This is a genomic window from Salipaludibacillus sp. CF4.18, from assembly GCF_051262595.1.
Lineage (GTDB): Bacteria > Bacillota > Bacilli > Bacillales > Salisediminibacteriaceae > Salipaludibacillus > Salipaludibacillus neizhouensis.
The window spans coordinates 98,936-111,861 of sequence record NZ_JBIMEV010000007.1 but is presented as its reverse complement, the minus strand read 5'-3'; the positions used below and the strand labels follow the sequence as shown (position 1 = coordinate 111,861).

10 protein-coding genes are annotated in these 12,926 nt (G+C 38.6%); 8 read left to right on the top strand and 2 right to left on the bottom strand.

Features of this window, described 5'->3' with window-relative positions:
* The first annotated feature begins 304 nt into the window (after window positions 1–304).
* From ACHABW_RS07250 to ACHABW_RS07230, 5 genes are all read left to right on the top strand, one after another.
* Window positions 305–2,029, top strand: a complete 1,725-nt coding sequence (locus ACHABW_RS07250) for a peptide ABC transporter substrate-binding protein (RefSeq protein ID WP_435754699.1) — start codon at window positions 305–307, stop codon at window positions 2,027–2,029.
* A 145-nt stretch (window positions 2,030–2,174) separates the two neighbouring features.
* Complete coding sequence (gene opp3b / locus ACHABW_RS07245) at window positions 2,175–3,104, top strand: oligopeptide ABC transporter permease (RefSeq protein WP_435754698.1); 930 nt, start codon at window positions 2,175–2,177, stop codon at window positions 3,102–3,104.
* Complete coding sequence (gene opp3C, locus ACHABW_RS07240; RefSeq protein WP_435754697.1) at window positions 3,104–4,264, top strand: oligopeptide ABC transporter permease; 1,161 nt, start codon at window positions 3,104–3,106, stop codon at window positions 4,262–4,264. The genes opp3b and opp3C overlap by 1 nt, the downstream gene beginning before the upstream one ends.
* 15 nt (window positions 4,265–4,279) lie before the next feature.
* A complete protein-coding gene (locus ACHABW_RS07235) occupies window positions 4,280–5,344 on the top strand; it encodes an ABC transporter ATP-binding protein (RefSeq protein ID WP_435754696.1) in 1,065 nt (354 codons plus the stop codon).
* Complete coding sequence (locus tag ACHABW_RS07230) at window positions 5,344–6,276, top strand: ABC transporter ATP-binding protein (protein ID WP_110938147.1); 933 nt, start codon at window positions 5,344–5,346, stop codon at window positions 6,274–6,276. The genes ACHABW_RS07235 and ACHABW_RS07230 overlap by 1 nt, the downstream gene beginning before the upstream one ends.
* A gap of 107 nt (window positions 6,277–6,383) precedes the next feature.
* On the opposite strand, the gene ACHABW_RS07225 is transcribed toward ACHABW_RS07230, so the two are convergent.
* Both ACHABW_RS07225 and ACHABW_RS07220 read right to left on the bottom strand, forming a co-directional pair.
* The gene (locus ACHABW_RS07225; RefSeq protein WP_435754695.1) at window positions 6,384–7,985 is read right to left on the bottom strand and encodes an ABC transporter permease; all 1,602 of its coding nucleotides are present in this window, start codon (window positions 7,983–7,985) and stop codon (window positions 6,384–6,386) included.
* Window positions 7,985–8,902: an ABC transporter ATP-binding protein gene (locus ACHABW_RS07220; protein ID WP_435754694.1), complete on the bottom strand. Its 918-nt coding sequence runs from the start codon at window positions 8,900–8,902 to the stop codon at window positions 7,985–7,987. Before ACHABW_RS07220 ends, ACHABW_RS07225 begins: the two co-directional genes overlap by 1 nt.
* A 152-nt stretch (window positions 8,903–9,054) precedes the next feature.
* Here ACHABW_RS07220 and ACHABW_RS07215 point away from each other — a divergent pair, with 152 nt between their 5' ends.
* The 3 genes from ACHABW_RS07215 to ACHABW_RS07205 all read left to right on the top strand — a co-directional run bounded on the left by ACHABW_RS07215 (window position 9,055) and on the right by ACHABW_RS07205 (window position 12,561).
* On the top strand, window positions 9,055–9,642 hold the full coding sequence (locus tag ACHABW_RS07215; protein WP_435754693.1) for a TetR/AcrR family transcriptional regulator: 588 nt from the start codon (window positions 9,055–9,057) through the stop codon (window positions 9,640–9,642).
* A 213-nt stretch (window positions 9,643–9,855) separates the two neighbouring features.
* Window positions 9,856–11,637 (top strand): methyl-accepting chemotaxis protein, encoded by a 1,782-nt coding sequence (locus tag ACHABW_RS07210; protein WP_435754692.1) that lies wholly within the window; start codon window positions 9,856–9,858, stop codon window positions 11,635–11,637.
* A 138-nt stretch (window positions 11,638–11,775) separates the two neighbouring features.
* On the top strand, window positions 11,776–12,561 hold the full coding sequence (locus ACHABW_RS07205; protein ID WP_435754691.1) for an SDR family oxidoreductase: 786 nt from the start codon (window positions 11,776–11,778) through the stop codon (window positions 12,559–12,561).
* The last annotated feature ends 365 nt before the right edge of the window (window positions 12,562–12,926 follow it).

Genomic DNA, 12,926 nt, shown 5'->3' with positions numbered 1-12,926 from the left:
TCCAATTAAGGGGAAAACACAAGATAGGCTCAAGAGCAAAAAAAACACGTAAAACAATTATTACTCAGTTAATTGTAAAATTAGTTACAAATTTATAATTATTTAGTAATATAAAATCAAATATTCAACACTTTAAACGAACAACGCGGTGAAGTGTGCTAATCTTAATAAGGAAAAAAATTCAAATAAAATCTAAAAAAAAAAGATGCATAATTGAAAAAAAACTTGTATAATATAATTTGTAGTTGGTAGGTACACGCCTAAATATTCAGAAAATATAAATTAAGGGGAGGACAACATCTATATGAGAAAGAAAAACTGGTTTTTAGTAGTACTAGTATTAATGCTTAGTTTAGTAGTTGCTGCTTGTGGTGGCAATAACACAGGTAACGAAGGCACTAATAATGCAGAGGGTAACACTGAAGGAAACAATACTGAAGCAAATAACGCTGAGGGTAATGAAAACGCTGCAGCGTCTGATTCTGAACAAGTACTTAATATTACTGAAGCATCACAGATTCCAACAATGGATTCTTCAATGGCGACTGACGCTGTTGCATTTCAATTCTTAGGGGAATCAATGGAAGGACTTTATCGTTTAGATGAAAACGCATTGCCTATTCCTGGTATCGCTGATGGTGAACCAGAAATAAGCGAAGACGGTCTTACTTGGACGATTCAACTTAAAGAAGATGCGGTTTGGTCTAACGGGGACCCTGTAACAGCGCATGACTTCGTATTTGCATGGAGACGTGCTGTTGATCCTGAGACAGGTTCTGAGTATGGTCCATTCATGATGAATGATGTCATTGCAAATGCAACTGAAATCAACAATGGTGAAGCAGAATTGGAAGAATTAGGAGTAGAAGCTCTAAGTGACACTGAATTAGAGATCACTCTTGCAAAACCAATTCCTTACTTCCACAGCTTACTTACTTTTGGTACATTTTTACCGCTAAATGAGTCTTTTGTAACTGAACAGGGTGCTGATTATGCACTAAGTTCAGATAATCTAGTATTTAACGGACCATTTACGCTAGAAAACTGGGATCCAACAGGAGAAGATCCTGAACAGTGGAGCCTAGTTAAAAATGCAGATTACTGGGATGCAGAAACTGTACAATTAGAAGAAGTTAACGTGAGTGTTGTAAAAGAAACAAGTACGGGTGTTAACCTTTACACAAATGGAGATGTTGATCGTCATCCTCTAAGCGCGGAGTATGTGGAACAATATGCAGGTACTGAAGATTTCCGTTCACTACCTGAGCCAACATTATTTTACTTGAAAATGAACCAAGGAACAGAAGCACTAGCTAACCAAGACATTCGTAAAGCAATTTCAATGTCTATTAATAAACAAGATCTTGTAGATGTAATTCTTGCAAACGGGTCTGTTGTGTCTAATGGTGCAGTTCCAGGAGACTTTACTACTCATCCCGAAACGGAAGAAGACTTCCGAGATATTAACGGAGACTTACTAACGACAGATCAAGAAACAGCCAAAGAACATTGGCAAGCGGGTTTAGACGCTTTAGGTGTGGATTCAGTTGAACTAGGTTTACTTGGTGGAGACACTGAAGTAGCAACAGAAATGGATGCATACATCAAAGACCAATTAGAAGGTAACTTAGAAGGATTAACTGTTAATGTTTCTTCTGTACCATTTGAAGAAAGAATTGCTAGAGATGAAGCAAGTGATTACGATATTCAAAGCTCTGGTTGGGGTCCTGACTACTTAGATCCAAACACATGGTTGGAAATGTGGACAACTGAAAGTCCTTACATGACGATGAATTACAGCAATGAAGAGTTCGACACTTTAATTAGTGAAGCTAATAATGAATTACTTACTGAGCCTGTTGAACGTTATGACAATTTCTTAGAAGCTGAAAAAGTGCTGATGGAAGACGCTGCGATAGCGCCATTATACCAACGTGCTCGTGCTTATCTTTGGAGACCGGATGTTCAAGGGGTAGTATTTAATCCAATGGGCGCAGACTTCTCATACAAGTGGGCGTATATTGAATAATTAACAACATAGGAACAAAAGCTCTGGGGAGAGAGTAATGCCAACTCATGGCATCTACTCTCTTTTTCCATTTGATCATAATATTTGAACAATTTGAAGATTCTAAATTATAATGTGAATATATGAAGAATAGGAGGGTTAAGGGATGGCGAAGTATATTTTGCAGCGTCTTGGTTATATGGTTGTCACACTGTATTTGATAGCCACATTTTCGTTTTTTCTCATGAAAATGCTTCCAGGATCTCCGCTCCAGGCCAAGGAGAAACTATCTGAGGCGCAACAACTAATTGTTTTGGAAAAATACGGATTAAATGATCCTGTACCAGTTCAGTATATTAAATATATAGGTGACCTTTTACAAGGTGACTTAGGGATTTCATTTCAAATGAAGAATCAAGCGGTTACAGATATTCTGTTAAATAGAATACCTATTTCTGCGCAGCTAGGTTTATATGCTTTGTTAATTGGAACTACAGTAGGGATGCTTTTAGGTATTGTAGCAGCAATCAAAAATAACTCATGGGTTGATTATTCAGCCAATTTTATTTCAGTTATCGGAATTTCAATCCCGTCATTTATATTTGCAGGTTTACTGCAATATTATGTGGGGGTGGAGCTAGGATTGTTACCAATTGCTTTCTGGGGAACATGGCAACAAGCAATTATGCCTACGATTGCATTAGCGATATTCCCAATGGCTATTGCAGCACGATTTATGCGAACAGAAATGATAGAAGTATTAGGATCAGATTTTATTGTAACTGCAAGAGCAAAGGGTTTAAATGAAACGGCAGTATTGTTTAAACATGGATTAAGAAATGCTTTGATTCCGCTAGTAACGGTAATGGGACCGATGGCAGTAAGTTTAATGACAGGAACATTGGTTATTGAGCAAATATTCTCTATACCTGGAATAGGGGAGCAATTCGTAACTTCTGTTATGACGGATGACTTTGCGGTTATTATGGGAACAACCTTATTTTTCGCATTTTTCTTCGTTTTTATCATACTGATTGTCGATGTGCTGTATGGTATCATTGATCCGCGGATTCGACTAGCTGGAGGTAAAGATTAATGGATAAAGAAAAGCTAAATAACGAAAAGTTAAATAAAGATCTGTTCGTTCCTGCTAAAAAGGATGAAGCTAAACGAGAAGAAATTCGAAGGCCGAGTCTTTCCTATTGGCAAGATGCTTGGATTCGCTTAAGAAAAAATAAAGGGGCTATATTTGGTATTGCTTTACTAATAATTGTTGGAATCTTATCTTTTGTGGGTCCACATCTTAACGAAAATGATGCCTATCAACAAGACTTAGGACATTCTAGAATGCCACCACGTGTACCAGTTCTAGAGAACATTTCATGGCTGCAATTAGATGGAACAAAATCTGATGAATTCCAGGCGGCAACTGTGGAAGAAGCAGAACAAAAAGCTCTATTGCGCTTTTCTATAGATGATTTAGAATACGTAGAATTCGAACTGGTAGATGATGGAACGGGTTCTGAACCTGCAACTGTCGTGGGTCATTTCGATGTGTATGCGGAACAGGACATGGATGAGATTTATTATTGGTTCGGCACGGATACACTAGGGCGCGACATATTTACTCGAGTTTGGACAGGAACTCAAGTTTCCTTGCTAATTGCCTTTGTTGCCGCAGCACTTGATATGATCATTGGTGTTGCCTATGGTGGTATATCCGCTTATTATGGTGGTAGAGTCGATAATGTGATGCAACGTTTCATTGAAATATTAATAGGTATTCCAAATCTAGTAGTTGTTATTTTAATGATTATGATATTAGAACCGGGTGTTATATCAATTATAATTGCTCTGACGATCACCGGATGGACAGGTATGGCCAGAATTGTTCGAGGTCAAGTGCTTAAGTTAAAAAATCAGGAGTTTATCCTGGCTTCTCGTACACTTGGTTCATCCAATACGCGAATTTTGTCGAAACACCTCATCCCTAATACACTTGGAATGATTATTATAAATACGATGTTTACAATTCCAGCTGCTATATTTTTTGAAGCATTTTTAAGCTTTATCGGGTTAGGTCTCCAATCACCGGAAGCATCGTTAGGAACATTAATTAATGATGGGTTTAAATCATTGCAAACAAATCCGCATATTATGATTTTCCCTGCGATTGTTATCTCTCTGATTATGATTGGATTTAACATTTTAGCTGACGGTCTTCGAGATGCTTTAGATCCGAAAATGCGTAAATAGGAGGTAGGTGAGAAGATGGAAAATATATTAGAAGTTAAAAATTTGCACGTTTCCTTTGATACGCATGGAGGAGAAGTAACAGCTGTTCGAGGCGTTTCCTTTGATTTAAAAAAAGGGGAAACACTTGCAATTGTAGGAGAATCAGGATCTGGCAAGTCTGTAACTACAAGAGCAATAGCTCGTCTGATCCCTTCACCTCCTGGAAGAATTAAAGAAGGAGAAATTCTTTTTAACGGAAAAGATTTAGCTAAGTTAAAAGAAAAGCAAATGCAGCAGATTCGGGGAAAGGATATTTCGACGATCTTCCAAGACCCGATGACATCATTAAACCCAACGATGAAAATCGGTAATCAGATTATGGAAGGTCTCATGAAGCATCAGAAAATGAATCGTTCACTCGCTAAGAAGAAAGCGATAGAACTTTTGGATTTAGTAGGCTTACCAGATGCAAAAGAAAGAGTGGATCAGTATCCGCACCAGTTTTCCGGTGGACAGCGTCAACGAGTTGTCATTGCAATTGCATTAGCCTGTAATCCGCAAATTTTAATTGCAGATGAACCTACAACAGCTTTAGACGTAACGATTCAGGCTCAAATATTAGAATTAATGAAAGATATCCAACGAAAAACAGAAAGTTCTATCATTTTTATCACACATGATTTAGGTGTTGTTGCAAACGTGGCTGACCGTGTGGCAGTGATGTATGCGGGTAAAATTGTGGAAATTGGTACAGTAGATGAAATTTTCTATAATCCTAAACATCCATATACATGGGGTCTTTTGGGGTCCATGCCGACACTCGATAATGAAGAAGAAAGTTTGGTTGCCATTCCAGGATCACCACCGGATATGTTAAAACCACCTAAAGGTGATGCTTTTGCACCTAGAAATGAGTATGCACTTGAGATTGATAATGAGTTGGATCCTCCGATGTTTAAGGTTTCCGATACTCACTATGCAGCTACATGGTTACTACATGAATATGCACCGAAAGTGGAGCCTCCTGCAGCCGTGAAGAAACGTATGAAGGGCTTTGGTAATACAGGTGCTTCACCGATTAGTAAGAAAGGTGATGACTAATGAGCGGAGAAAAGTTATTAGAGGTTTCGAACCTAAAGCAACACTTTAAAACTGGTAGACATAGTGTTGTTAAAGCTGTAGATGGTGTATCTTTTGATATTTACCAAGGAGAAACTTTTGGATTAGTAGGGGAGTCCGGTTGTGGAAAGTCAACAACAGGTCGAAGTATTATTCGGTTGTATAATGCAACAGATGGTGATGTGAAATTTAAGGGCGTAGATGTTCACGGCACAAAATCTCATGCTCAGCTTAAAATGTTTAATCGAAAAATGCAGATGATCTTTCAGGATCCTTATGCATCTCTCAATCCAAGAATGACGGTTTTAGATATTATTGCTGAAGGTTTAGATATTCATGGTCTAACGTCTTCCAGTCAAGAACGCAAGGCAAGAGTACAGGAACTGTTAGAGACTGTGGGATTAAATAAAGAACACGCTAATCGTTATCCACACGAATTTAGTGGTGGTCAACGTCAAAGAATAGGAATAGCGCGAGCTTTAGCGGTAGATCCTGAGTTTATCATCGCTGATGAGCCTATCTCTGCTTTGGACGTATCTATTCAAGCCCAAGTGGTAAATCTTTTAAAGGATTTACAAAAGAAGCATGGTTACACATACCTGTTTATTGCACACGATCTTTCCATGGTTAAATATATCAGTGACCGAATTGGCGTTATGTACTTTGGTAAAATTGTGGAACTGGCAGATAGTGATGAACTTTATAAAAATCCATTGCATCCTTATACAAAGTCACTGTTATCGGCAATTCCGTTACCCGATCCCGATTATGAGCGGAGCCGTACAAGAGTTCCTTATGACCCGAGCCAACTGGATTCAAGTGAAGAACCCGAGTTTAGAGAAGTTCAGCCAAAGCACTGGGTACTTTGTACAACGAAAGAATTCGAAGCATACAAACAAGAAATTAAACAGTGATCATTCATTCCTTTTGAATGTATCAGGGTATCTATAAATAAATGAAGAGGATGTCTCAAAAAAAGTCTTTTGACTTTTTTGAGACATCCTCTTCTCATTTAATAGGTTTAGTTTTCTATATCGCGTTTATTAAAACCGTTAAAGCCTATAAGCAATAGTACTACTGCAAGGGCACTTAGTAAGAACAAAGGCATGAATGTCAGTTTTTCAATAGGAGACTGCGGGACATGGCCAAATGGGGAAAGGTTACCAACCCATTCTGGAAACTGGAACAAACCTCCCAAATAAAGCACGATAAAGGAGTAAAAGACATAAGCCCAAATTAGGTTAGTCAGTTTTGGTAGATAACCAATTAGGAAGACCGTAATACTAATCATCACAAGCATTGCCGGATAATAAGCAAGTGCTGCAGCATAGATCATCCCGAAACCGAGTCCATCTTCCATTACTGCCGCACCTGCGGACCATAGACCAATCGCTCCCGGGGAAAGCATGACAAAGCCATTTATAATCGATAATACTACGTATCCACCTAACAGCTCTGCACGAGATACTGCTCTGCTTAACAAATGATCAATACGTTCCTTTTTCTCCTCCAAGCGTAATTTATTCATTGTCATAATGGGAGGGACCGTTGCTAACAGGGTTATAACAAGCATCAGCATTGGAATAAACTGCTCCGTTAAAGAAACTCCTGCAGCTGGTGTAAGCATTTGTTCCATTAGTTCATTGCTTTCAAAGAAAGTTTCCAGATCTCCTAATACTGACCCATAAGAAACACCGAGCACATACATACCGATAGCCCAAGCGATCACTCCAGTGCGTTGAAGTCTAAAGGCAAGACCCAGAGGACTTTGTAAAAAGTGGGAAGCAAATCTTCTACCTGGTTTAGATGGAAGAAATCCACTTTCCAAATCACGAATGGCGTTCAAATAAAGAGCAAAGAGCAATAAAATGATCGAAACACTAACCAGTATTAAAACGGGGCCCCAATTATTTGCAGTGTATACTTCGGTTTTTGTAACCCAACCTAACGGAGACAGCCAGGACAGTGCTGCATTGCTTACATCACCAACTGCACGAATGAGGTAGCTGACAATTAATACAGCGACAGATAACCCTAGTGTTCCCCGGGAAGTTTCAGAAAGCTGGGCAAAAACGGCTGTGACACCTGCAAAGAACAAGCCCGTTCCTCCTAAAGTTGCCCCGTAAAGCAAAGATCCTTGTAAATTCATACTTTCTATGCCGATTACGAACAAACCGATACCTGAAAGAAGTGCTAAAACCAGATTTGTACCTAATGAAATAATAATATTTGCGTTCAGATAAGCTAGTCTTCCAGTCGGTAAGGAACGTATCATTTCAATTCGTCCATCTTCTTCATCTGCTCTAGTATGGCGAGTGACGAGTATGATGCTCATTAACCCAACAACTGCGGCGGTCATCAGCAGCATTTGATGAGCAGTCATTGCACCAACCGTGTAGTTCGCTAAATCTCCTGGACCTACCATTGCCGTCATTGCAGGATTAGCCATTGTTTCGGCCATCGCGTCTCTTTCTTGTTGCGATCCATATAAATCAATGAATGCGGTAGGAACGAGTAATGTGAAAAATAAGAGACCAATTAACCATAAAGATATGCGAACACGATCCAATCGAAAAATAAACCGTGATAGTTGTCCTGTATTCGACAGTGCTTCCATAACCATTAATGTTTACCTCCTGCCCCTGTATCTCTAGCTTTATCCGTTCCATCATAATGACGCATGAATAAGTCTTCTAATGCAGGAGGGGCACTCTCCAGCTTGATAATACCAAATTGACTGATGTGTCGGATAACCTGATCCATTTCTTCCGTGTCTACTTGGAAAGACAGTTCCTGATCTTGTTTTATGATTTCATGAATCCCTTTCAAGTCATGTACCTTCGGAACTGGCTGTTTTGTTTCCACTAGTATTTGAGTACGCGTTAAATGCCGAAGTTCCTTTAATGAACCAGTCTCGATTATCTTGCCTTTACGTATGATTCCAACTCGATCACATAATTTCTCCACTTCTGATAGAATGTGGCTCGAAAGCAGCACACTTTTTCCTTGTTTTTTCAGATCCATGATACATTCCTGAAAAACATTTTCCATTAGTGGATCAAGTCCTGAGGTTGGTTCATCTAATATATATAGATCCGCATCAGAGGAGAACGCGGCAATTAAAGCAACTTTTTGTCTATTTCCTTTAGAGTATGTGCGACATTTCTTTGTTGGATCGAAATCAAATTTATTTATTAACTCTTCCCGTCTATTTTTAGGATTTGTACCCCGCAGTTTTACAAACAAGTCAATGACTTCTCCACCTGTTAAATTAGGCCATAAGGTCATATCTCCAGGCACATAAGCAACATGTTTGTGAATATCAACTGCATCGTTCCAGGCGTCTTTCCCAAATATTTTCACATCGCCATTTGTTGGCTTTAGAATACCAAGCAAAACGCGAATTGTTGTTGATTTCCCAGCGCCATTAGGACCGATAAATCCAAAGACTTCTCCCTTATTTACTTCTAAATTAACACCATCTAATGCCGTGAATTTACCGAACCTTTTAGTTAGGTTATTGATTTTTAATACGTTCATCTCTATTCCTCCTCTTTTAGGTAGAAAATATGAAATATATAAACCTCACGAGTTCATAATATACAAAACAGATTAGTTTTGCAATTGTTTTGAAGTAAATAATTTGTTTTATTTCATAAATTTTATTAAACTTAAATGGAGGTGAAAGACCAATGGACGGATTTCAGCGACGTAAAGAACTCAAAAAAACAGAAATACTAAAAGCTGCCCTGGATTTATTTAAAGCACATGGGGTACAAAAAGTTTCTGTTGCGGAGATTGCAAAAAAAGCTAATGTTTCACAAGTGACAATTTATAATTACTTTGAGAGTAAAGATAAATTAATGGAAGAAACGGTTATATATTATGTCGATCAAGTATGGTTAGAAGCAGAAGAGCTGCTGAATAGTGATGTATCTTTTCCTGAAAAAATAAAACTGCTCATCTTTAACAAAAAAGAGGCGGCAAGCAATATTCATGAAGATTTTTATTTATACTTCATGAAGGAATACTCAAATGGGAGTAGTTATATTGAAGAGTTTTACGAGAAAAAAGCAATTCCGAAGATGATTGAATTATTTAATGAAGGAAGAGAAGATGGATTTGTTGATCCCGAAATTTCAAACGAGGCCATTATGTTTTATATTTATATGATCAAAGAATACATGCAGCGAGAAGACGTGTACGATAAAATATTACCCTACACGGAGGATATAACAAAGCTTTTATTTTATGGGATCGCTGGGGATAGAAAAAAGTAACCTAGAAGTATGTGTCTAATTCTAGTGTCTGTTATTGTCGCTGAGACAAATAGCAGACATTTTTTTGGTAATTTTACGGGATTATTAATCGTATTAGCAAAATACGACAAATATTCTTAATATTCTGTATCAAAAGTTTTATAATCATGGTATTATAGTGATAATTGTAATAGGTATTTAGTAATCTTACGGTTTTATTTTGGGGGGATTAAAGTGGGAAACAAATTGAAGTGGACGGATAGGATAGCTACTCGTATTTTCGCAATTGCAGCACTGTTTATTGTTTTATCTGTTGTCATTTTAGGCTATGCAAGTTATGAAAGCGCTAAATCGGAACTGACTGAAGCAGGACAAAATGATTTAAAGGTTAGAGTTGAATCTGCGGGAGAGCTGTTGGATGTACTTAATGACCGCGTTGAAGCAGGCGAGTTAACATTAGAAGAAGCGCAAGAAGAGGCAAGAGTTCGTTTGGCTGGTCCAATTGTGGAGACGACAGAAGAAGGCGCACCGGTAAGAGATTTTCAAGATGTGCCATATACATATGGAGACCAGGGTTACTTTTACGGGTTTATGGATGATGGAATGACAGTGATTCATCCTAGTGGTAATGAAGGTAAAAATCTTTTTGATACGCAAGATGATGATGGTACCTATATGATTCGTGGATTAATTGAAACGGCTAAGGAACCGAATCCGGAAGATCGCTATTATACTTATATGTGGATAAATGCAGGCGAAGAGGAAGCCAGAGAAAAAAATGCCTACGTATCATATTACGACGAGTGGGGCTGGATGTATGGTTTAGCAGCTTACAGCGATGAGTTTTATGAAGGAGCAGCTCACATAGGGTGGATGGCTTTCGCAATTGGCTTGGCAACTGTGATCATTGCATCTGCGACATTATACTATTTTTTGCATAAGATGAGTAAACAAATCAATGAGGTCCGTTTTGCTGCTGAAAAAGTAGCATCTGGGCAATTAACAGGCGAAAACTTATCAGAAAAAGGAAAAACAGAAATCTCTCATTTATCAGCTTCCATTAACCAAATGAAGGAAAAGTTAGGTGAGATGATTGGAAGTATTCATGAAAAGTCTTCTCAAGTAGCAGCGTCTTCTGAAGAGTTAACAGCGAGTGCTCAAGAAAATAATGCGACTAGTGAACACACTGCACAGGAGATTCAATCTTTAGCAGAAGTAGCAGAACAAGTGAAGGAAAGAGCTGATCAAAGTTTAGTGATGGTGAATGAACAGGATAAAGGGTTAAAGGATGTGATGACGGCTACGCATCTACTAAGAGAAAAATCCGAGGAATCTGTAAAGGTTTCCAAGGAAGGATCCTCTTCGATGGAAAGAACTTCCGGAAAGATGTCAGGTATTTCCAATTCTGTCAATGAATCGATGAATGTTATTAGCCGATTAGAGGAACGTTCCAAGGAAATTAGCCAAATTATCAGCACGATGACAGGAATAAGCGAACAAACCAATTTATTAGCGCTGAATGCTTCGATAGAGGCGGCAAGGGCTGGAGAAAACGGCAGAGGATTCGCAATCGTAGCGGATGAAGTGAGGAAACTAGCTGAGCAATCAGGCAACTCTGCTGAACAAATCAAAGGCATGATCGGGGATATTCAAAATGATACTAGTGTATCCGTACATTCGATGAAAAAAGTAACAGAGGATGTGGAAGACGGATTAACCTCGATGCTTCATATGAAGAGTTTATTTTCACAAGTGGAAGACATTAATTCAGAGGTAGACGGACAAATTTTAAATGTCACGAATATTGTTGAATTTTTGGATGAAAAGGGTAGTGAATTGAAGAAAGTCACAGAAGATTTCTCGACATTCGCTCAAACGATGACAGACAGTACAAGTACTGTAGCTGCGACATCAGAGGAATCGTTGGCATCTATGACTGAAATAGCTAGAACGGCCGAAGAGCTTAGCTCCATTGCAATAGAGTTACAGGATCAAATCAATGAATTTAAAACCTGAAGAAAAAGCTGATTACTGAGCGTTAGTAATCAGTTTTTTTTAGAATGCGTTTCTAAATTCCGTCAAACCTAATGTTTAGCTGCTTTACTCCAGGGAATATTAATGTTATCTAATTTTAATATCTAGGAGGCGTGTGAAATGGCTAAAACAATTTTTATTACCGGAGCTGGCACCGGTCTTGGTAAAGGTACTGCAATAGGGCTTGCGAAGGAAGGACATCACGTTATTGCTTCTGTTGAGATTTATCCGCAGGTCACGTCTTTACGGGAAGCAGCAGAGGCTGAAGACGTGGAATTGGAAGTGTTCAAAATGGATATAAAAAATCCTGAGGATCGTGGACGTATATTAGAATATGATTTTGATATTTTTGTCGCAAATGCAGCGATCAACGAAGGAGGTCCTTTAGGTGAAGTTCCCATGTCTATCTTTAGGGAGATATTTGAGGTGAATGTCTTTAGTACACTGGAAACGGCTCAAATGGCAGCGAAGAAGTTTGTTGAAAAAAGGCAAGGGAAAATTATTTTTATGTCATCCATGGCAGGCAGTATGGCGGGACCATACAGTGGTCTTTACGCAGCCTCAAAACATGCCCTTGAAGCAATTGCGAAAACATTGCAAAAAGAGATGACGTATTTTAGCGTTCAGGTGGCAACGATTAACCCAGGTCCATTTGAGACAGGATTTAATGATCGAGCTGTGGAAGCCAAGTGGAAGTGGTTCAATGAGGATATCCACTACTCTCCTGCAGTTGAGATGAGAGCAAAGGATAAAGGAATGGAAAACCAGTTTGATCCGGCGGACATGATCGCTAAAATGGTCGAAGTAATTCCAAAAGATACCCATAAATTCCGCACAGTCTATCCTCCTGAAACAGAACAACAAATGAAGGAAGAAGAAGCGGACAACTGGAAGAAGGATATTTAAACAGGAGGGATGTTCAGGTTAGATGTCTGAACATCCTTTTAAAGAGAATTTATAAATAAGAAGAAATGAGATCCATTTGACAAAGGTTACTCAATCAGATATTGTGACATTAAATCAATAAACACGGAAGGGTGAACCAACTAGATGAAGTACTAATCCTATTTTACGAAAACGAACAAAGGAAGGCATTTTTTAGCAGGAGATTTGACTGCTTTTTTTAAGGTGCTTTCGTTGAGTTTTCAGAATAGGATTAGGGTTCTATAGTTGTCTCAAATGGAGAAGTCTCTTTTTGGTGTACACCTGTATCTATCTCTGCCTCCTATTCTGATGTGACTAGGGGGCATTTTTCTGTCCCCGGAACATAA

Coding starts and splice junctions, on each gene's coding strand:
- opp3C (WP_435754697.1), top strand. CDS start 3,104: ATGGATAAAGAAAAGCTAAATAACGAAAAGTTAAATAAAGATCTGTTC.
- opp3b (WP_435754698.1), top strand. CDS start 2,175: ATGGCGAAGTATATTTTGCAGCGTCTTGGTTATATGGTTGTCACACTG.
- ACHABW_RS07230 (WP_110938147.1), top strand. CDS start 5,344: ATGAGCGGAGAAAAGTTATTAGAGGTTTCGAACCTAAAGCAACACTTT.
- ACHABW_RS07225 (WP_435754695.1), bottom strand. CDS start 7,985: ATGGTTATGGAAGCACTGTCGAATACAGGACAACTATCACGGTTTATT.
- ACHABW_RS07250 (WP_435754699.1), top strand. CDS start 305: ATGAGAAAGAAAAACTGGTTTTTAGTAGTACTAGTATTAATGCTTAGT.
- ACHABW_RS07220 (WP_435754694.1), bottom strand. CDS start 8,902: ATGAACGTATTAAAAATCAATAACCTAACTAAAAGGTTCGGTAAATTC.
- ACHABW_RS07235 (WP_435754696.1), top strand. CDS start 4,280: ATGGAAAATATATTAGAAGTTAAAAATTTGCACGTTTCCTTTGATACG.
- ACHABW_RS07215 (WP_435754693.1), top strand. CDS start 9,055: ATGGACGGATTTCAGCGACGTAAAGAACTCAAAAAAACAGAAATACTA.
- ACHABW_RS07205 (WP_435754691.1), top strand. CDS start 11,776: ATGGCTAAAACAATTTTTATTACCGGAGCTGGCACCGGTCTTGGTAAA.